Consider the following 20,548-nt stretch of genomic DNA (forward strand, 5'->3'; position numbering starts at 1 on the left):
GCAACCGGAATGGGTTCGGTCCGCGTAGCCATCGTCGGTGTGGGCAACTGCGCCGCATCGCTGGTGCAGGGAGTCGAGTACTACAAGGACGCCGACCCGGCGTCCAGGGTGCCGGGCCTGATGCACGTCCAGTTCGGCGACTACCACGTCAGCGACGTCGAGTTCGTCGCCGCGTTCGACGTGGACGCCAAGAAGGTCGGTCTCGACCTGGCGGACGCCATCGGCGCCTCCGAGAACAACACCATCAAGATCTGCGACGTGCCCCACTCCGGCGTGACGGTCCAGCGCGGCCACACCCTCGACGGTCTCGGCAAGTACTACCGCGAGACCATCGAGGAGTCCGCCGAGGAGCCGGTCGACGTCGTCCAGGTCCTCAAGGACAAGCAGGTCGACGTCCTCGTCTGCTACCTGCCCGTGGGCTCCGAGGACGCGGCGAAGTTCTACGCCCAGTGCGCCATCGACGCCAAGGTCGCCTTCGTCAACGCCCTCCCGGTCTTCATCGCCGGCACCAAGGAGTGGGCCGACAAGTTCACCGAGGCGGGCGTCCCGATCGTCGGTGACGACATCAAGTCCCAGGTCGGCGCCACCATCACGCACCGCGTCATGGCGAAGCTCTTCGAGGACCGGGGCGTGATCCTGGACCGCACGATGCAGCTGAACGTCGGCGGCAACATGGACTTCAAGAACATGCTCGAGCGCGACCGCCTCGAGTCGAAGAAGATCTCCAAGACGCAGGCCGTCACCTCCCAGATCCGTGACCGCGAGCTGGGCGAGGGCAACGTCCACATCGGCCCGTCCGACTACGTGGCCTGGCTGGACGACCGCAAGTGGGCCTACGTCCGCCTCGAGGGCCGCGCCTTTGGTGACGTCCCGCTGAACCTCGAGTACAAGCTCGAGGTCTGGGACTCCCCGAACTCGGCCGGCGTCATCATCGACGCCCTGCGCGCCGCGAAGATCGCCAAGGACCGCGGCATCGGCGGCCCGATCCTGTCGGCGTCGAGCTACTTCATGAAGTCCCCGCCCGTGCAGTACTTCGACGACGAGGCTCGCGAGAACGTCGAGAAGTTCATCAAGGGCGAGGTCGAGCGCTGACGCGCCACAACTGATCGCTCCTGCCAGGGCTGTGAGGGGCCCCGGGTCGCATGACCCGGGGCCCCTCCCCGTATGTGAGGCTGGGGCCCATGGCCGTCGTCCGTGACCTGCGGGTCCTGTTGCGTTTCCAGGGGTTCAGACGCCTGCTCGCCGTGCGCCTGCTGTCCCAGGGGGCCGACGGTGTCTACCAGGTGGCGCTCGCCGCCTATGTCGTCTTCTCCCCCGAGAAGCAGACCTCGGCGGCCGCCATCGCCTCCGCGATGGCGGTGCTGCTGCTCCCGTACTCGCTCGTCGGACCCTTCGCCGGTGTCCTGCTGGACCGCTGGAGGCGCCGTCAGGTCCTGCTGTTCGGCAGCCTGTTGCGGGCCCTGCTGGCCATGGCGACGGCCCTGCTCATGCTCAGCCCCGCTCCGGACTGGCTCTTCTATGTCTCGGCCCTGTGCGTCACGGCCGTCAACCGCTTCGTCCTGTCTGGTCTGTCCGCCGCCCTGCCGCGCGTGGTCGACGCGGACCGGCTCGTCGTCGCCAACTCCTTGTCCCCGACGGCCGGAACCCTCGCCGCGACTGCCGGCGGCGGGATCGCCTTCGTCGTACGCCTCGCGACGGTGGACTCGGACGCGGTCGTCGTGCTCGTGGCGGCGGGGCTGTATCTGTGCGCCTCCGCCGCGTCGTTGAGCATGACCCGCGACCTCCTCGGTCCCGACAAGCGGGACGGACAGCCGCAGCGGATCAGGACGGCCCTCTCCGGCACCGCCCGGGACCTGGCGGCCGGCGTGCGCCATCTGGCCGCCCCGGCCCGCAGGGAGGCCGCCTGGGCCCTGGCGGCGATGTCGCTCATGCGGTTCTGCTACGGCGCCCTGCTGGTCATGCTGCTGATGCTCTGCCGGTACGCCCTCACTTCGACGACCGATGACGGACTGGCACTGCTGGGGCTGGCGTTGGGCGTCTCCGGCGCCGGCTTCTTCGCGGCGGCCGTGGTGACACCCTGGGTCGCGGGCCGGCTCGGCCCGGGCCGCTGGATCGTGGCGTGTGCGGGGGCCGCGGCACTGCTGGAGCCCGCCCTGGGACTGCCGTTCGCCGCCGTCCCACTGCTGGCCGCTGCCTTCGTGCTGGGCCTGACGACACAGGGCGCGAAGATCGCCACGGACACCATCGTCCAGTCGTCCGTCGACGACGGCTTCCGTGGCCGGATCTTCTCCGTTTACGACGTGCTGTTCAACGTCTTCTTCGTCGGAGCAGCCGCCGTGGCCGCCCTGATGCTGCCGCCGGACGGCCGGTCCGTGCCTCTGGTGATCACGATCGCCGTTATCTACGCGGCAGTAGCTGCTGCTATGGCCCGATCTGTCCGCCGGTAAGTGTCACATCAATGCCACAGAGCCTTCCCTGGCTACTGCGTTGTCGGTGGGGACCGATAACTTACGTGCGTCTTATCTCGCGACATGTTCGCGTCACTCATCGCGCGTTTCTAGGGGGACCCCCGTATGTCCACTCCGCCGCCCCAGGGCAACCCGTTCGCACAGGGCCAGCCCGCGGGCCAGCCGCAGGCTCCGTACCCGCCGCAGGGCGGCGTCCCTCAGCAGCCCGGCCAGCCCGGCTTCCCGCCCCCGGGCGGCGCCCCGGTCCCCCCGACGGCTCCTGGTCGGCGCTTCAGCAAGAAACTGCTGCGTGTAGTCGGCATCATCGTCGTCGCGATCATCATCGGCGTAGTCAAGTGGCAGATGGGCAAGACCGACGCGGAGAGCACCGCTGTCGGTAGCTGCATGCACAACAAGGGAACCCAGTCGCAGCCCGACCTCTCGACCGTCGACTGCGGGGCCAGTGACGCCCAGTACAAGGTTGTCGAGAAGTTCGACGACACCAGTGATGACAGCAAGTGTGCGACGGTCAAGGAAGCAGAGATCGCGTACTACCAGGTGGGCGACAACCACGACGTCGTCCTCTGCCTGAAGTCCGTCAAGTAGCCGACTCCGGTCTGCAGCAAGTCGTGTTTCACGTGAAACACGACTTCACCTCGCCGCACGACTGCGCCCTACTCAGTCATGAGTAGGGCGCAGTCGTGCGCTCGGAAGGCCGGCCCTGACAGCCAGCTCTGAGCTTGCTCAATTTCCTTGATCTCCCAGCCATCAGCCCCACAAGATCGACTCACACGGGCCTGACCAGTCCGCTCCAACCAACACCCAGGGGCTTGGCCTTCGAGCCATGCCCCGCGCACCAAGGGGGAACAAGCAGGATGAAGGCCACCAAGGGACTCGCCGCACTCGCGGGTACTGTCGCCCTGCTCGCCGGATCCGCCACCCAGGCGTCCGCAGCGGCCGAGCCAGCCTCCACAAGTCCGCTCGCCAGCGCTGCTGCGTACAGCGACTACCTCAAGCACTCCGACGAGGAGGGCGCTCTCGACACCCTCAAGGAGTTCCAGGCTCTGACGGCGGACGAGCAGAGCCGATTCCTCGGATACCTGCAGAACCCGTCTCTGTACAAGGAGTTCCTCACCGCGGGCCCGGAGGAGCAGAACGACCTGACCGCCTTCGCTCAGAACACCAGCAGCACCGCCTCGTCCCAGGGCGGGGATATCACCTATGAGGCCAAGAGCACTGTCAGCGCGCTAAAGGCTGGTGCAAGCAAGCCCTTGCCCAAGGGTGACCACACAGTGAAGCGCAGCAACAAGATCAAGGTCCTCGGTGTCACTGTCATCGAGTTCAAGATCTGGGAGACCTTCCACAGCGACGGGCGCACCATCACCAAGGTCATCAGCGCCGACGGCGGCAAGAAGAACTTCTCTGTTGCCGTATCGATCTCGAAGGGCGTTCCGAAGACATCGCTGGGTAGCCAGCGATTCTGCAAGCGTGGCAGCACCTGCGTCAGCGGTCGGACCGCGGTCGCTTCCATCGTCTGGGAAGGCAGCGCAGTGGTCTCCGGTGGCACCATCCAGGTAGACAAGAAGCAGACGCTCACGTCCAACGTGTACGGCACTGCCAGCAGCAGCTTGCAGAACGTGTAGGCGTCACTGGCGCGCTGCGCATGGTTGCGCGCTGTATGACGTCGAAGCCGGGGGGGCATGTTTCACGTGAAACATGCCCCCCCGCTTCGTGGGCTCAGCCCTGCTGCTCCGCCCACCACTCCTTCAGCGCGGTCACCGCGGCATCGCTCTCCATCGGCCCGTTCTCCAGCCTCAGCTCCAGCATGTGCTTGTAGGCACGGCCGATGACCGGCCCCGGACCCACACCGAGGATCTCCATGATCTGGTTGCCGTCGAGGTCCGGGCGGATGGAGTCCAGCTCCTCCTGCTCCTGCAGCTTCGCGATCCGCTCCTCCAAGCCGTCGTAGGCACGGGAGAGAGCGGCCGCCTTGCGCTTGTTGCGTGTGGTGCAGTCCGAGCGGGTCAGCTTGTGGAGACGGTCGAGGAGCGGACCGGCGTCACGGACGTAACGGCGGACCGCCGAGTCCGTCCACTCACCCGTGCCGTAGCCGTGGAAGCGCAGGTGCAGCTCCACCAGCTGTGAGACGTCCCGGACCAGCTCATTGGAGTACTTCAGGGCCGTCATGCGCTTCTTGGTCATCTTCGCCCCGACCACCTCGTGGTGGTGGAACGAGACCCGGCCGTCCTTCTCGAAGCGGCGCGTACGCGGCTTGCCGATGTCGTGCAGCAGGGCGGCCAGGCGCAGGGTGAGGTCGGGGCCGTCACTCTCCAGGGCCATCGCCTGCTCGAGCACGATCAGGGTGTGGTCGTAGACGTCCTTGTGGCGGTGGTGCTCGTCACGCTCCAGCCGCAGGGCCGGCAGCTCGGGCAGCACGCGATCGGCGAGACCGGTGTCCACGAGCAGGGTGAGGCCCTTGCGAGGGTGGGCGGAGAGGATCAGCTTGTTCAGTTCGTCCCGCACACGCTCGGCCGAGACGATCTCGATGCGTCCGGCCATCTCCGTCATGGCCGTGACGACCTCAGGGGCCACCTCGAAGTCCAACTGGGCCGCGAACCGCGCCGCCCGCATCATCCGCAGCGGATCGTCCGAAAAGGAATCCTCCGGAGTGCCGGGAGTGCGCAGGACACGTGCCGCCAGGTCCTCCAGACCGCCGTGCGGGTCGACGAACTCCTTCTCCGGCAGCGCGACGGCCATCGCGTTGACGGTGAAGTCCCGGCGCACGAGATCTTCCTCGATGGAGTCGCCGTAGGAGACTTCGGGCTTGCGCGAGGTCCGGTCATAGGCCTCGGACCGGTAGGTCGTCACCTCGATCTGGTAGCCGCCCTTGTGCGCACCGACCGTGCCGAACGCGATCCCGACCTCCCAGACGGCGTCCGCCCACGGGCGGACGATCTTGAGCACGTCCTGCGGTCGGGCGTCGGTCGTGAAGTCCAGGTCATTGCCGAGCCGGCCCAGCAGCGCGTCGCGTACCGAGCCGCCGACCAGGGCGAGCGAGAACCCGGCCTCCTGGAAGCGGCGGGCGAGGTCATCGGCGACAGGAGCGACCCGCAGCAGTTCACTCACGGCTCGCTGCTGCACCTGGCTCAGGGCACTGGAGGTGTCTTCATTGGCGTTCGGCACAACAGAAGAGGGTACGTGGCCCGCTGCCGTGGGCTCCCCCGGATATCGAGCGGACAGGTACTGCCATACCGGCACAAGGCATGCCCCGGACCGGTAAGGGACCGTTCGTTCTCCGGAGAACCGCATACCGGGCAGGCGAGCCGTCGTGAGTGATCTTGTGGTGCGGACCGCGGCACTTCACCTCCGCGCGCATCGTTACCATGCGTGGACGCACATTCCGACGACCACTGACGACGACGAGGGACGGACGAGCGCGTGGCCGAGGCGGCAGACTTCCAGGGGACCAGTGCCTCACCTGCCCGCCGGTGGCTGCGGCGCACCGGGGCACTGCTCGCGGGTGCGCCCCTGCTGACCGGCCTCCTCCAGCTGCCCGCCGCGAGCCCGGCGGACGCCGCCGGACAGGAATCCGCCCGGGCCGCCGCCGGCTCGGGCTCGGTGGCCGTCGCCGTTGATTCGCTCACACCCAGCGCCCCCACCGACGGTGACACGGTGACCGTGTCGGGCACGGTGACCAACAAGGGCAAGCAGGCCGTCACCGACGCCCACGTCGACCTTCAGGTCGGGCCCCCGCTGGACACCCGTTCGTCCATCGACGCCCTCGCCAGGAAGAGCGCCGGCATCCAAGGCCCCGCCGGTGAGACGGTCGGCGGCAAGTACACGGAGAAGTTCCCCGAGCTCACCCCCGGGGTGTCGGAGCCCTTCAGCATCTCGGTACCGGTCGACGAGCTGGATCTGGGTGAGGACGGCGTCTACCAGCTCGCCGTCGCGCTGTCCGGGGAGACCGCCGCGCAGCCCTGGGACCAGGTCCTCGGCATCCAGCGCACGTTCCTGCCGTGGCAGCCGGAGGAAGCCGGGACCAAGACGAAGACCACGTTCCTGTGGCCCCTCGTCTCCAGCTCCCACATGGTCGCCGAGACGGGCTCGAACGAGCAGCAGACGCCGGTGTTCCGCGACGACGAGCTCGCCGAGGAGATCGCTCCCGGCGGTCGCCTCGACCAGATGGTGTCGCTGGGCAAGGGGCTCGACGTCACCTGGGTGGTCGACCCGGACCTGCTGGCATCCGTCGACGCGATGACCAAGAGCTACGAGGTGCGCGGCCCGGACGGCGGCACCACCGACGGCACCCACCAGGCGGACGCCAACCGCTGGCTCGCAGACCTCCAGGAGGCGGTGTCGGGCAAGGAGGTCGTCGCCCTGCCGTACGGCGATCCCGACCTGGCGTCCATCGCCCACAAGGGCACGAGCGTCACCGGCACCCTCAATCACCTGAAGGAGGCCACCGACGTCATCGACAACACGATCCCGACGATCCTCCACGTGAAACCGTCCAAGGACTTCGCATGGCCCGTGGACGGTGCCGTCGACCCGTCGATCGTGAAGGTCGCGACCTCCGCGGGCGCCGACAAGGTGATCGCCCGCAGCGACAGCATGCAGGACGACCTCTCCTACACCCCCTCCGCCGCCCGCCCCATCGGTGGGGGCACCACGGCGGTCGTGAGCGACGCCCGGATGTCCACGGCGTTCCAGGGCGACCTGACGCGCGCCTCGGCCTCCACACTGGCGGTACAGCGGTTCCTGGCCCAGAGCCTGGCCTTCGGCCTCCAGACGGGCAAGGAGCGCAGCGTCGTCGTCGCCCCGCAGCGCATGCCGTCCGTCAGCCAGGCCCAGGCCATGGCCAAGGCGCTCGGGACCCTGCAGGACGGGACCTGGTCCGAGTCCCAGGACCTCACGGCCGCCGCCAGGACGAAGCCCGACCCCGCGGCCACCACCAGGGTGCCGTCGGCGTCGGCGTACCCCTCCTCGCTGCGCAGGCAGGAGCTGCCGCGGGCCGCGTTCGAGCAGATCGCCCGGACCCAGGCCAAGCTGAACAAGTTCAAGGTGATCCTCACCCGCCAGGACCGCGTGGTGACGCCCTTCGGGCGCGCCATGGAGCGCGAGATGTCCACGACGTGGCGGGGGCGCGGCGTCGCGGCGGTGGGCTACCGCGACGGCATCGAGGGCTACCTCGACGGCCTCATCAACGGGGTCAAACTGATCAACAAGTCGGAGACCAAGCTCTCCGGCCGCAGCGCCACCATCCCCGTGACCGTCCAGAACAACCTGGTCCAAGGTGTCGATCACCTGGAACTGCGGCTCACGTCGAAGAACCCGACCCGACTCAAGATCAGCGGCGAGCCCTACGACGAGCAACCGGTCACCGTGAACGGCGGCCACGCCCAGTCGGTGAAGTTCACCACGTCCGCCAACGCCAACGGCCGGGCCGAGGTCATCGCCCAGCTGTACACGCAGGACGGTCAGAAGTACGGCGAGCCGGTCACCTTCGACGTGCGCGTCACCGAGGTCACGCCCACGGTCATGCTGGTCATCGGCGGTGGCGTACTGCTGCTGGTCCTGGCCGGCTTCCGGATGTACACCCAGCGCAAGCGCGCCGCCGCCCGCGAGGCGGCCGAGGACGAGGCCGCCGAGACCGACGGCGAAGCCGACGGACCGGCGGACGCCCCGCGGAACCCGGAGGCCCCCGGCCACCGTCAGGAAGAGGAGGCCGGTGCCCGCGCGGACGCGCCCGAGCAGCCGAGTGACCCGGCCCCGGACACCGCAGCGGAAAGCGCCGACCCGTCCGGCACGGGTGAGAGAGTGGACCGTTGAGATGTCGTGGCCGGTGGGCCCGGGACGATGAGGTGGGGTAACCATGAACGCGCCGTACGACGGTGACCGCGGCCGTGCCGCGGGCAGCCCGGGCCGGCCCGAGACGGGCGGGCCCGAAGGCGCGCCGGACGAGCACGGCCAGGTGCCGCCCCACCCGGCGGACGCCTACCTCCAGGACGCCTACGCACAGGACGTCTACGCACAGGACGCGTACGCACAGGACGCCTACCGGACGCAGGGCCCCTCCGCCCAGGACCCGGGCGCCGATGCGCTCTACGACCGCGCCGCGCACCAGCCGCCCGCTCCGGGCACCTCTCAGGCACAGCAGCAGCTGTACGGACAGCCGCCGCAGTCGCCCTACGCGCCCGACCCGCGGGTCTGGGCCCGGACACCCGCACCGGAGCCAGACGGACCGACCCGGCACCTGCCCTACGGCGACGACCCGCGCACCACCCAGTTCGTGGGTGTGGACGACCTCGTCTCCCAGGCCGGCGAGCCGCGCCAGGAGCCGGACGCCTTCGCGCACCTCTTCCGTGACCAGCAGCAGGGCAGCGGGCACCCCTCGTACGAGTCGCCCTCGGTCCCCGGCCCGTCTCCCGCCCCGGGCCAGGCCCCGCAGGGCCCCTACGCGGCGTACGGCCAGACGGCACCGGCCCCGCTGGTGGAGGAGGCTCCCGAGCCGGAGCCCGTGTCCGCCCCCGCCGCCAAGAAGGGCGGACGGGCCGCGGGCCTGCTGAAGTCCAGCGCCGTGATGGCGGCGGGCACGATGGTCTCCCGCCTCACCGGCTTCGTCCGCTCCGCACTGATCGTGTCGGCCCTGGGCGTCGGCCTCCTCGGCGACACCTTCCAGGTCGCCTACCAGCTGCCGACGATGATCTACATCCTCACCGTCGGCGGCGGCCTCAACTCCGTGTTCGTGCCGCAGCTCGTGCGCGCCATGAAGAACGACGAGGACGGCGGCGAGGCATACGCCAACCGTCTGCTGACCCTCGTCATCGTGACGCTCGGCGGGCTCACCGCGCTCTCGGTCATCGGGGCGCCGCTGCTCATCCGCGTGCTGTCCAACGGGGTCGCCAGCGACCCGGCGGCGAACCAGGTCGCCATCACCTTCGCCCAGTTCTTCCTGCCCACGATCTTCTTCATGGGCGTCCACGTGGTGATGGGCCAGATCCTCAACGCGCGCGGCAAGTTCGGCGCGATGATGTGGACCCCGGTCCTGAACAACATCGTCATCATCGTGACGCTGGGCATGTTCATCTACGTCTACGGCACCGCCGCAGAGTCCGGGATGGAAGCCGGGACGATCCCGCCGGAGGGCCAGCACCTGCTCGGCGTCGGCGTCCTGCTCGGCCTCGTGGTCCAGGCGCTGGCGATGATCCCCTACCTGCGCGAGACCGGCTTCCGGCTGCGACTGCGCTTCGACTGGCGGGGCCAAGGCCTGGGCAAGGCCATCACACTGGCCAAGTGGACGGTCCTGTTCGTCCTCGCCAACCAGGCCGGCGCCATGATCGTCATCCAGCTGTCCACCGCGGCCGGCAAGGCCTCACCCGTCGACGGCACCGGCTTCGCCGCGTACGCCAACGCCCAGCTGATCTGGGGCCTGCCCCAGGCGATCATCACCGTCTCCCTGATGGCCGCGCTGCTGCCGCGCCTGTCGCGTTCGGCGGCCGAGGGGGACGGCGGCGCCGTCCGTGACGACATCTCGCAGGGCTTGCGCACCACCGCCGTCGCGATCGTCCCGATCGCGTTCGGGTTCCTCTCCCTCGGCATCCCGATGTGCACGCTGATGTTCGGCTCCTCCGGCACCAGCGAGGCCACGAACATGGGCTTCATGCTGATGGCGTTCGGCCTCGGACTGATCCCGTACTCGGTGCAGTACGTCGTCCTGCGTGCCTTCTACGCCTACGAGGACACGAGGACCCCCTTCTACAACACGGTCATCGTGGCCGCCGTCAACGCGGGCGCCTCGGCGATCTGTTACTTCGTCATCCCGTCCCGCTGGGCCGTCGTCGGCATGGCCGCCTCCTACGGCCTGGCCTACGCGATCGGAGTGGGCGTCGCCTGGCGCCGGCTGCGCAAGCGGCTGGGCGGCGACCTCGACGGCGCCCGGGTGCTGCGCACTTACGCCCGGCTGTGCATCGCGTCGATCCCCGCCGCGCTGCTCAGCGGCGCGGCCTGCTACGGCATCGCCCAGACGCTCGGCCAGGGCGTCGCCGGTTCGCTCGTCGCGGTGTTCGCGGGCGGTGCCGTGCTGCTCGCCGTCTTCTTCGTCGCCGCCCGCCGCATGCGCATCGAGGAGCTCAACTCCCTGGTGGGCATGGTCCGCGGGCGCCTGGGACGCTGACGCGGGGGCGGGCGCACAACCATCGTCGGGCACCGCGTGTCGTGCATAGCGGCGGACTGTGGGCACAATTGGTTTCGGCGTCGGACGGCACGCAACGGATGCCGGCCGGCGCGCAATGGATGGGGAGGCAGGAACGACGGTGGCGGAACGGAGTACGGCTGCCGTCGACGTGGCAGACAACAGCGACGAGACGTCGCTGACCGCACAGGCGGACCAGTCCACGGCCGACGGGGTGGCCAAGAACCGGGAGCGGGACACGGACAGCGACGAGGTACAGGAGAGCCCCCGGGCCGACGGTTCCGGAAAGACCTCGCCGCCCGAACTGCACAGCGGTCACAAACTCGCCAGGCGCTACCGCTTGGAGGAGTGCGTCACCCGCCTCGACGGTTTCAGCAGCTGGCGTGCCGTCGACGAGAAGCTCCGCCGTGCCGTCGGAGTTCACATCCTGCCTGCGGACCACACGCGCGCCCGCTCCGTCCTGGCCGCCGCCCGCTCCTCCGCCCTCCTTGGTGACCCACGGTTCGTCCAGGTCCTCGACGCGGTCGAGGAGAACGACGTCGTCTACGTCGTCCACGAGTGGCTCCCCGACGCCACCGAACTGACCACCCTCCTGGCCTCCGGACCGCTGGAGCCGTACGACGCCTACCAGCTGGTGAGCCAGGTCGCCTCCGCCATGGCCGCCGCGCACCGTGAGGGCCTGGCCCATCTGCGCCTGAACCCCAACGCCGTGCTGCGCACCTCGACCGGCCAGTGGCGCATCCGCGGTCTCGCCGTGAACGCCGCCCTGCGCGGCGTCTCCTCCGAGACCCCGCAGCGCACGGACACCGAGGCCATCGGCGCCCTGCTGTACGCGGCGCTCACCCAGCGCTGGCCGTACGAGAGCGACGCCTACGGGCTGTCCGGCCTGCCGAAGGACATCGGCCTGATCGCGCCGGACCAGGTGCGCGCCGGTGTGCACCGAGGCCTGTCCGAACTCTCCATGCGCGCACTGGCCAACGACGGCGCCACCGCCTCCCGGCACGAATCGCCCTGCACCACGCCCGAGGAGCTGGTGAAGGCGATCGGTGACATGCCGCGTATCCGCCCGCCGGAGCCGGCGTTCACCGCCCCGCCCGAGTACCAGCGCACCACCTACCAGCAGGGCACCTACGGCCGGCAGAGCGGGCATCCCGGAGCGACCCAGCCGGTCACCACTCCGCCGCCCCCGCTGCAGAGCCGCACGGGCAAGGCCCTGAAGTGGGCCGTGTCCGCACTGCTCATCGCCGCCCTGGGCCTCGGCAGCTGGCAGCTGGCGGACGCCCTGATGGACCACGGCGGCACGGACGACGACCCGGGGCAGACCCAGACCAACGACGGGAACGACAAGAGCCCGAAGAAGCCGCTCAGTAAGCCTGTCGCCATCGAAGGCGCCAAGGACTTCGACCCGTTGGGCAGCGACGGCTCCGAGAACCCGGACGAGACGAACCGCGTCCACGACAGCGCCCCGGGCACCTACTGGGAGACCAGCTTCTACACCAGCGCCGACTTCGGCCGGCTGAAGTCGGGCGTGGGCGTCATCCTCGACCTCGGCAAGGTCCAGAAGGTCGGACAGGTGACGGTGTCCTTCCAGGGCGCCACCTCCGTGGAACTGCGCGCCGCCGGTGACGCGACCACGCAACCCACCTCCCTCGACGCCTACGACAAGGTCGCCCAGGGATCCGGTACGACCGTGGCGCTCAAGCCCGGCGAGTCGGTCAAGAGCCGGTACCTCCTGGTCTGGCTGACCAAGCTGCCGCTGACCGCCGAGGGCAACTACCGCGGACGCGTGGTGGACATCAAGGTGACCAGCTGACGGCATCTGCCTCGAGGAAGGGGGCCGATGGCAGACGGCACCGGGTACGACGGAGTGAGCGACCAGGACCTCCTCGCCCGACACGTCCAGGGCGACCCCGACGCCTTCGGTGAGATCGTGCGGCGGCACCGGGACCGGCTGTGGGCCGTCGCGCTGCGCACCCTGGGGGACCGCGAGGAGGCCGCTGACGCGGTGCAGGACGCCCTCGTCTCCGCCTACCGGGCCGCTCACACCTTCCGGGGCCAGTCGGCCGTCACGACGTGGCTGCACCGCATCACGGTCAACGCCTGCCTGGACCGCGCCCGCAAGGTGGCCTCCCGCAAGACGTCCCCGGTCGACGACACCGAGCGGCTGGAGCAACTCCTGGAGCCGCACGAGTCCGCCTCGGCACCGGTGGAACGCAACGATCTCCACCGGCAGCTGGTCCAGGCCCTCGGCACCCTGCCGGCCGACCAGCGCGCCGCCCTCGTCCTGGTCGACATGCAGGGCTACCCCGTCGCGGAAGCGGCCCGGATCCTCGACGTGCCGACCGGCACGGTGAAAAGCCGTTGCTCACGCGGCCGGGCCAGACTCCAGCCGCTGCTGACCCACCTCCGGCCGGAGGGCGACGCCGGGAGCGAGAAACCGGACGAGGAACGGAACCGGACGCAGGAGCCGACCGTCCCACCCGCAGCGGGACCGCCTCGGGCGCACCCGCCGGACACAGGACCGAGTGACTCAGCCGCAGTGAAGGGCGGAGGTGGACGAGCGTGACGTCGACGACAGACATGGCCGGGCACCCGGACGTCGCAGAGATCTCCGACCTCGCCGAAGGCCTTCTGCCACCGTCCCGCGGCTCCGCTGTGCGCCGTCATCTCGACGTGTGCGAGCTCTGCGCGGACGTCTATGCCTCCTTGGAGGAGATCCGCGGACTGCTCGGGACACTGCCGGGCCCACCGCGCATGCCCGATGACGTCGCGCACCGCATCGACGCCGCTCTGGCCGCCGAAGCCCTGCTGAACACCAAGAACACCGAGGGGCGGGAGTCCACCGAGGAGCCACTCGACAGCTCCGGTGCCCGCACCGAGGACGAGTCCGTCGCGCGTGTTTCACGTGAAACATCGACGCCGGCCGGCCGCCCCACAGGCCATCCCCGCACCTCCACCACTGGCCCCGGCCGCAAAGGCCGCACACGCAGCGGGCGTCGCAGGATCGCCGTCCTGGGCACCGTCTTCACCGTCGCCGCTCTCGGTCTCGGTTCGGTCCTGCTGGCATCGCTCGGCGACGACCAGCCGTCGCACGACACGGCAGGGGAACGGGCAACCGCGCCGGCGGACACCTTCTCCGAGGGAGAGCTGCAGCAGCAGGTAGCCGGTCTCCTTGCCGAGGAGAAGTCCGAGAAGACCGAGGGCGGCGGGAACTCCCGCACCCCTTTCGGCGCCGCGACCGCACCGGACGGCAATCGCACCAAGGTCTTCCAGGAGCCTGTCGTACCGGGCTGTGTCCGCGACGGCATCGGCCGGGACGACGCCGCCCTGGCCGTCGAGGACGGCAGGTACCAGGGGAAGAAGGCCCTGCTCGTCCTGCTTCCCGCAGCATCGGACCCGACTCGGGTCACCGCGTACATCGTCGATGCCACGTGTGTGGATCATCGAGCGTCCTCCACCTCCGGCAAGATCCTTCTGGAGCGCACGTACCCGTCTGTGTGACGGAGCGCTTCACCTTCGCCCTGTGTGGTAACCGGCACGGTGGGGGCGGCTCCGTGTGCCCGGGCACAGCGGGAATGCCAGCCCCTTAGGATCCGTTGGGTGGGGTGAGAGTTCCGAGACGAGCTTTCACCGGTCGAACGACGCAGTCCAGAGACGAGGAATCCAGCCGTGAGCGACGTCCGTAACGTGATCATCATCGGCTCCGGGCCCGCCGGCTACACGGCGGCGCTCTACACCGCGCGCGCGTCGCTGAAGCCGCTGGTCTTCGAGGGCGCCGTCACCGCCGGTGGCGCGCTCATGAACACCACCGACGTCGAGAACTTCCCGGGCTTCCAGGACGGCATCATGGGCCCGGAGCTCATGGACAACATGCGTGCCCAGGCGGAGCGCTTCGGCGCCGAGCTCGTCCCGGACGATGTCGTGGCCGTCGACCTCAGCGGCGAGATCAAGACCGTCACCGACACGGCCGGCACCGTCCACCGGGCGAAGGCCGTCATCGTGACCACCGGCTCGCAGCACCGCAAGCTCGGCCTGCCGAACGAGGACGCACTCTCCGGGCGTGGCGTGTCCTGGTGCGCCACCTGTGACGGGTTCTTCTTCAAGGACCAGGACATCGCCGTGATCGGTGGCGGAGACACCGCGATGGAGGAGGCAACCTTCCTCTCGCGGTTCGCCAAGTCCGTGACCGTCGTCCACCGTCGCGACACCCTGCGTGCCTCCAAGGCCATGCAGGAGCGCGCCTTCGCCGACCCGAAGATCTCGTTCGTCTGGGACAGCGAGGTCGCCGAGATCCAGGGTGACCCGAAGCTGTCCGGCCTGAAGCTGCGCAACCTCAAGACGGGGGAGCTGTCGGACCTGGCGGTGACGGGACTGTTCATCGCGATCGGTCACGACCCGCGCACCGAGCTCTTCAAGGGCCAGCTCGACCTGGACGAGGAGGGCTACCTCAAGGTGGACGCCCCGTCGACCCGGACGAACGTGACCGGTGTCTTCGCCGCCGGCGACGTGGTCGACCACACCTACCGGCAGGCGATCACCGCAGCCGGCACCGGCTGCTCCGCCGCTCTCGACGCCGAGCGCTACCTCGCCGCCCTGGCGGACGAGGAGCAGCCCGAGCCCGAGAAGACCACCGCCTGACCTTCCCCCTACCCGCCCCACGCACCAACAGTTAAGGAGCCCGCCGTGGCCGGCACCCTGAAGAACGTGACCGACGACTCCTTCGAGCAGGACGTCCTCAAGAGCGACAAGCCTGTCCTGGTGGACTTCTGGGCCGCCTGGTGCGGCCCGTGCCGCCAGATCGCTCCGTCCCTCGAGGCGATCGCCTCCGAGTACGGCGACAAGATCGAGGTCGTCAAGCTCAACATCGACGAGAACCCGGGCACGGCCGCCAAGTACGGCGTCATGTCCATCCCGACCCTGAACGTCTACCAGGGTGGCGAGGTCGCCAAGACGATCGTGGGTGCCAAGCCGAAGGCCGCCATCGTGCGCGACCTGGAGGCCTTCATCGCCGAGTAAGGCGATCGCACCGCCGCACCGTCGGTGCGTGTTTCACGTGAAACACGAATGGGCCAGCCCGAGAAGGCTGGCCCATTCGTTTGCCCGGGAACACCTACAGGGGCCGCAGCGCCGGCTCCTTCTGCACGGCGCCGAGCAGTCGATCCAGCGCCATCTCGACGTCCTCCTTCCAGGAGAGCGTCGATCGCAGTTCCAGCCGCAGGCGCGGATGCGTGGGGTGCTGCCGCACGGTCTTGAATCCGACCGCCAGGAGATGCTCGGCAGGCAGCACGCAGGCCGGTTCCTTCCAGCGGGCGTCACCGAATGCTTCGATCGCCTTGAACCCACGGCGGAGCAGATCTTTGGCGACCGTCTGGACCATGACCCGGCCCAGACCCTGCCCCTGGTATCCCGGCAGGATGAACGCCGTCATCAACTGCACGGCGTCAGGGGAGACAGGGCTGGTGGGAAACGCCGTGGACCGGGGGACGTACGCGGGCGGGGCGTAGAGCACGAAGCCGACCGGGACGTCGTCCACATAGACGACGCGACCACAGGACCCCCAGTCCAGGAGGACCGCCGAGATCCAGGCTTCCTTCTCCGAGGCGGCCGTGCCCGCCTTTATCGCGGCCTCACCACTGACCGGGTCGAGTTCCCAGAAGACACACGAGCCACAGCGCTGGGGGAGATCCTGAAGGTTGTCCAGCGTGAGCGGTGCGAGCCGGCGCCCCATGAAGGCTGATCCTCACTTCCTTCGCCCGCGGCGTCGCGGGCTGCTGTCAGAGCGCTCCGTTCCCTGAGCAGGCTGCCGATGAACCCACCGACCGCCCCCAGCCCCAAACCGGCGCCCACCAGTCCGGTGCGGCTCATCGTTCGCATGGGCCCCTGCCTCCCTTTCAGAGGTGCTGCCGAGTGGTCGCGCCGTACTCGATCGCATCGTATCCACGATGCCATTCCGTCGATACCGCCAAAAAGGAAAGAGCGGGCCACCTTCCGGCACACACCGGACACGGCCCGCTCTGTCACCTGCGCGGCAGACGTCCCTCGAACGTCAGGACTCGCCGTCCTCGGCGTCGCCCTCGAGGAGGCTCCTCTGCAGGACCGGTCCCTCGCCCGGGGCGAGTGAGCCGAGGATCCGCTCGAGGTCCTCCATGGAGGCGAACTCGACGGTGATCTTCCCCTTCTTCTGCCCCAGGTCGACCTTCACCCGGGTCTCGAAGCGGTCCGAGAGCCGCGTGGCCAGGTCGGAAAGGGCAGGAGAGACCCGTGCGCCGGCTCGCGGGCCCTTGGGCTTCTGAGCCTTCTGCGGCCGCGACCCCATCAGGGTCACGATCTCCTCGACCGCACGCACCGAGAGGCCTTCGGCCACGATGCGGTGGGCGAGCCGGTCCTGCTCCTCCGAGTCCTCCACGGAGAGCAGTGCCCGCGCATGCCCCGCCGAGAGGACACCGGCGGCGACCCGGCGCTGCACGGCAGGCGAGAGCTTCAGCAGCCGCAGGGTGTTGGAGACTTGCGGCCGGGACCGACCGATGCGGTCCGCCAGCTGGTCGTGCGTGCAGTTGAAGTCCCGCAGCAACTGGTCGTAGGCCGCAGCCTCTTCCAGCGGGTTGAGCTGCGCTCGGTGCAGGTTCTCGAGCAGGGCGTCGAGGAGGAGCTTCTCGTCGTCCGTGGCCCGCACGATGGCCGGGATCGCCTCCAGCCCCGCCTCGCGGCAGGCACGCCAGCGGCGCTCGCCCATGATGAGCTCGTAGCGCGCGGGGCCGACCTGCCGGACGACAACCGGCTGGAGGAGCCCGACCTCTTTGATGGAGGTGATGAGCTCGGAGAGCGCGTCCTCGTCGAAGACCTCACGCGGCTGCCGCGGGTTCGGCGTGATGGCGCCGAGCGGGATCTCTGCGAAGTGCGCCCCGATCGGTGCCGCATGGGTGGGCGCGCTCGGCTGCTTCGGCTCCTCTGTTTCACGTGAAACAGGAGGCAAGGTCGCCACCTTGGCCGCGGCCACGCCTCGATCGTGCGGGACTGTAGGCACTGCCGCCGGGGATGCGGAAGCGGTATTGCCCACCGCGGCCTGGGCCACCGACTTCTCCGTCGGGGCGGCAGGGATCAGTGCGCCGAGACCACGGCCCAGCCCCCTCCGTCGCTCGCTCACTGGATGCCCTCCACCATGCTCGGGTTGTTCTGCTGTGCACCGATGTGGGCGTGCGTCGCGTCATAACTGATGCCGACGCCCTTCAGTGCGATCTCGCGCGCCGCCTCCAGGTAGGAGAGAGCACCGCTCGATCCAGGATCGTAAGTCAGTACCGTCTGTCCGTAGCTCGGCGCCTCCGAGATACGGACGGACCGGGGGATGCTCGTCCGCAGTACCTCGTCGCCGAAGTGCGTCCGCACCTCGTCGGCGACCTGTGACGCGAGTCGGGTCCGGCCGTCGTACATGGTGAGCAGGATGGTCGACACGTGCAGGGCGGGATTGAGATGCCCTCGCACCAGGTCGACGTTACGCAGGAGCTGCCCCAGGCCTTCGAGCGCGTAGTACTCGCACTGAATCGGGATCAGCACCTCCTGCCCCGCCACCAACGCGTTGACCGTCAGCAGCCCCAGAGAGGGCGGGCAGTCGATGAGGATGTAGTCCAACGGCTGCTCGTACGCCTGAATGGCACGCTGCAGCCGGCTCTCTCGTGCGACCAGGGACACCAGCTCGATCTCTGCACCGGCCAGATCGATGGTGGCAGGGGCACAGAAGAGTCCCTCGACGTCGGGAACGGGCTGGACCACTTCGGAGAGGGGCCTGCTGTCCACCAACACGTCATAGATGGACGGGACTTCTGCGTGATGGTCGATGCCCAGAGCAGTGGACGCATTGCCCTGAGGGTCGAGGTCGACCACGAGAACGCGGCCGCCGTGCAGAGCCAGGGACGCGGCAAGGTTGACGGTCGTCGTCGTCTTGCCCACGCCGCCCTTCTGGTTGGCGACCACGATGATCCGGGTCTGCTCGGGCCGCGGCAGACCCTCGCCGGCGCGCCCCAGAGCCTCCACTGCCAGTTGGGCAGCTCGACCGATGGGAGTGTCGTCCATCGGAGGCGGTGTTTCACGTGAAACATCCGCCCCCATCGACTCGGTACGGGGACCGGGGACCGGATCGGTCATCGGTCCCGCGATGTTGGCGTCGGACCGCAAGGATTCACTCTCCTCGACTTCAGGCTCGCAATGAACAGAGCCTCCCATGTCTTCGGGGTCATGAACCAGTGAGGCCTGGCGTTCTGTGGAGAAATCCACCTCTGTGGACATCTCAGGTCCCTCATCGAGTGAACCGAGAGGCTTGCGGTCGCGAGGTTCGGCCGCAGCGCGGCCACGACTGATGATGCCGTGCAGCAGTGAGCGACGTTTCACGTGAAACACGATGCACAGCAGCCGAGGCCGTTCTGTCGCGACACTCCGGCATGCGTAGGTTTGGCAGCTTGTGTGGAGTACGTCTCGCTCGCAAAAGTCCCCCACCCTTGCCGGTGACCGACATCACCACGGTCGCTCACCGGAGCGAGCACTCGATGCCGGCTCAGCGCCTGCGACGCGTCCGTCCTGTGCGAGCCGCCTTGGCCCTCTTGGCGGCGAACCGGACACCGCCGGGGCTCTCCCCGACCTCGACCCGCACGACCGTGGACAGGGGATCGACCACACCCTCACCCACGTGCAGGATGGACGTCCCCACCGCGCCCAGCTTGCTGAGAGCCGTCGACGCGCTCTTCAGCTCCCCCTCGGCCGTGTCGCCCTTCAGGGCCAGCATCTCCCCGTAGGGGCGCAGGAGCGGGATCCCCCACGTGGCGAGACGGTCGAGCGGAGCGACAGCGCGGGCCGTGACCACGTGGACGGGCTGGATCTTGCCCATGACCTCCTCGGCCCGCCCACGCATGACGGTCACGTGGTCGAGGCCGAGCAGCTCCACCACCTCGGTGAGGAAGTTGGTCCGCCGCAGCAGAGGCTCCAGCAGCGTGATCTTCAGGTCCTCCCTCACCAGGGCCAGCGGAATGCCCGGCAGGCCGGCACCCGAGCCCACGTCGCACACCGTCACGCCCTCCGGCACGACCTCCGAGAGCACCGCGCAGTTCAGCAGGTGCCGCTCCCACAAGCGAGGGACCTCGCGCGGGCCGATCAGGCCGCGCTGCACGCCCGCCTCGGCGAGCAGCTCGGCATAGCGCACCGCATCCGCGAAGCGATCGCCGAACACCTCACGCGCCTGCTCGGGCGCGGGGGGAAGCTCCGCTGCCTCCGTCACGGGGACCGTCCTTCCGTACCGCGTCAGCGCACCCGGCGCCGACACCGAAACCAACCAGAACTATCAGGCTGACAAAGTTCGGCCCCGTCTGCGCAACAGACGGGGCCGGTGACCAGGAGAGGCCGATCAGGCGGGCAGCACGACGACGAACCGCTGCGGCTCCTCGCCCTCGGACTCGCTGCGCAGCCCGGCGGCCTTGACCGCGTCGTGGACGACCTTGCGCTCGAACGGCGTCATCGGCTTGAGCTTCACGGCCTCACCGCTGCTCTTCGCCTCGGCAGCCGCCTTGGCACCGAGCTCGGACAGCTCGGAACGCTTCTGGGCCCGGTATCCCGCGATGTCGAGCATCAGCCGGCTGCGGTCACCGGTCTCCCGGTGCACGGCCAGACGGGTGAGCTCCTGGAGAGCCTCCAGCACCTCGCCGTCACGGCCGACCAGCTTCTGCAGGTCGCGGCTGCCCGTGTCGCTGATGATCGACACGGAGGCGCGGTCGGCCTCGACGTCCATGTCGATGTCGCCGTCGAGGTCGGCGATGTCGAGCAGACCCTCCAGGTAGTCCGCAGCGATGTCGCCCTCCTGCTCCAGGCGCGTCACGGTGTCTGCGCCCTCGGCAGCGGCGGAGGTGGTGCCTTCCGTCACGGGATGGAC

At 69.1% G+C, this 20,548-nt stretch carries 17 protein-coding genes; 11 read left to right on the plus strand and 6 right to left on the minus strand.

Translation table 11 applies throughout. The features are described from left to right. The first annotated feature begins 9 nt into the window (after positions 1-9). The 4 genes from ACZ6ZN_RS21035 to ACZ6ZN_RS21050 all read left to right on the plus strand — a co-directional run bounded on the left by ACZ6ZN_RS21035 (position 10) and on the right by ACZ6ZN_RS21050 (position 4,090). Positions 10-1,092, plus strand: coding sequence for an inositol-3-phosphate synthase (locus ACZ6ZN_RS21035; protein ID WP_451875965.1), 1,083 nt, complete (start codon positions 10-12; stop codon positions 1,090-1,092). Positions 1,093-1,181: 89 nt separating this feature from the next. Beyond that, positions 1,182-2,447 (plus strand): MFS transporter, encoded by a 1,266-nt coding sequence (locus tag ACZ6ZN_RS21040; RefSeq protein ID WP_469648338.1) that lies wholly within the window; start codon positions 1,182-1,184, stop codon positions 2,445-2,447. A 126-nt stretch (positions 2,448-2,573) separates the two neighbouring features. Further along, positions 2,574-3,053, plus strand: coding sequence for an LppU/SCO3897 family protein (locus ACZ6ZN_RS21045; protein WP_469648341.1), 480 nt, complete (start codon positions 2,574-2,576; stop codon positions 3,051-3,053). A 269-nt stretch (positions 3,054-3,322) separates the two neighbouring features. Next, positions 3,323-4,090 (plus strand): hypothetical protein, encoded by a 768-nt coding sequence (locus ACZ6ZN_RS21050; protein WP_469648343.1) that lies wholly within the window; start codon positions 3,323-3,325, stop codon positions 4,088-4,090. Positions 4,091-4,184: 94 nt separating this feature from the next. Here ACZ6ZN_RS21050 and ACZ6ZN_RS21055 read toward each other — a convergent pair whose 3' ends face one another. Beyond that, positions 4,185-5,630, minus strand: a complete 1,446-nt coding sequence (locus ACZ6ZN_RS21055) for a CCA tRNA nucleotidyltransferase (protein ID WP_469648345.1) — start codon at positions 5,628-5,630, stop codon at positions 4,185-4,187. Positions 5,631-5,885: 255 nt separating this feature from the next. On the opposite strand from ACZ6ZN_RS21055, the gene ACZ6ZN_RS21060 reads away from it, so the two are divergent. The 7 genes from ACZ6ZN_RS21060 (at position 5,886) to trxA (ending at position 15,654) form a co-directional block, all read left to right on the plus strand. Then, a complete protein-coding gene (locus tag ACZ6ZN_RS21060; protein WP_469648348.1) occupies positions 5,886-8,276 on the plus strand; it encodes a DUF6049 family protein in 2,391 nt (796 codons plus the stop codon). Positions 8,277-8,319: 43 nt separating this feature from the next. Beyond that, a complete protein-coding gene (murJ, locus tag ACZ6ZN_RS21065) occupies positions 8,320-10,620 on the plus strand; it encodes a murein biosynthesis integral membrane protein MurJ (RefSeq protein WP_469648351.1) in 2,301 nt (766 codons plus the stop codon). A gap of 139 nt (positions 10,621-10,759) precedes the next feature. Beyond that, the gene (locus ACZ6ZN_RS21070; RefSeq protein ID WP_469648353.1) at positions 10,760-12,451 is read left to right on the plus strand and encodes a protein kinase family protein; all 1,692 of its coding nucleotides are present in this window, start codon (positions 10,760-10,762) and stop codon (positions 12,449-12,451) included. Between the two features lie 27 nt (positions 12,452-12,478). Continuing rightward, on the plus strand, positions 12,479-13,204 hold the full coding sequence (gene sigM / locus ACZ6ZN_RS21075) for an RNA polymerase sigma factor SigM (protein WP_469648355.1): 726 nt from the start codon (positions 12,479-12,481) through the stop codon (positions 13,202-13,204). Further along, entirely contained in the window at positions 13,201-14,139 is a 939-nt protein-coding gene (locus tag ACZ6ZN_RS21080; RefSeq protein ID WP_469648358.1) for an anti-sigma factor family protein, read from the plus strand. The genes sigM and ACZ6ZN_RS21080 overlap by 4 nt, the downstream gene beginning before the upstream one ends. Positions 14,140-14,307: 168 nt before the next feature. Next, positions 14,308-15,276 (plus strand): thioredoxin-disulfide reductase, encoded by a 969-nt coding sequence (gene trxB / locus ACZ6ZN_RS21085; RefSeq protein WP_469648361.1) that lies wholly within the window; start codon positions 14,308-14,310, stop codon positions 15,274-15,276. A 45-nt stretch (positions 15,277-15,321) separates the two neighbouring features. Then, on the plus strand, positions 15,322-15,654 hold the full coding sequence (trxA, locus tag ACZ6ZN_RS21090) for a thioredoxin (RefSeq protein ID WP_398109174.1): 333 nt from the start codon (positions 15,322-15,324) through the stop codon (positions 15,652-15,654). Between the two features lie 94 nt (positions 15,655-15,748). On the opposite strand, the gene ACZ6ZN_RS21095 is transcribed toward trxA, so the two are convergent. From ACZ6ZN_RS21095 to ACZ6ZN_RS21115, 5 genes are all read right to left on the minus strand, one after another. Continuing rightward, positions 15,749-16,366, minus strand: coding sequence for a GNAT family N-acetyltransferase (locus ACZ6ZN_RS21095; RefSeq protein WP_398109173.1), 618 nt, complete (start codon positions 16,364-16,366; stop codon positions 15,749-15,751). A 318-nt stretch (positions 16,367-16,684) separates the two neighbouring features. Continuing rightward, a complete protein-coding gene (locus ACZ6ZN_RS21100; protein WP_469648365.1) occupies positions 16,685-17,782 on the minus strand; it encodes a ParB/RepB/Spo0J family partition protein in 1,098 nt (365 codons plus the stop codon). Continuing rightward, a complete protein-coding gene (locus tag ACZ6ZN_RS21105; RefSeq protein WP_469648927.1) occupies positions 17,779-18,855 on the minus strand; it encodes a ParA family protein in 1,077 nt (358 codons plus the stop codon). The genes ACZ6ZN_RS21100 and ACZ6ZN_RS21105 overlap by 4 nt, the downstream gene beginning before the upstream one ends. 328 nt (positions 18,856-19,183) lie before the next feature. Further along, positions 19,184-19,900, minus strand: a complete 717-nt coding sequence (gene rsmG / locus ACZ6ZN_RS21110) for a 16S rRNA (guanine(527)-N(7))-methyltransferase RsmG (protein WP_469648367.1) — start codon at positions 19,898-19,900, stop codon at positions 19,184-19,186. A 126-nt stretch (positions 19,901-20,026) separates the two neighbouring features. Further along, positions 20,027-20,539, minus strand: coding sequence for a Jag family protein (locus tag ACZ6ZN_RS21115; protein ID WP_398109170.1), 513 nt, complete (start codon positions 20,537-20,539; stop codon positions 20,027-20,029). Between the last annotated feature and the right edge of the window lie 9 nt (positions 20,540-20,548).

The sequence above is a fragment of the Streptomyces sp. NPDC053665 genome (assembly GCF_055585285.1).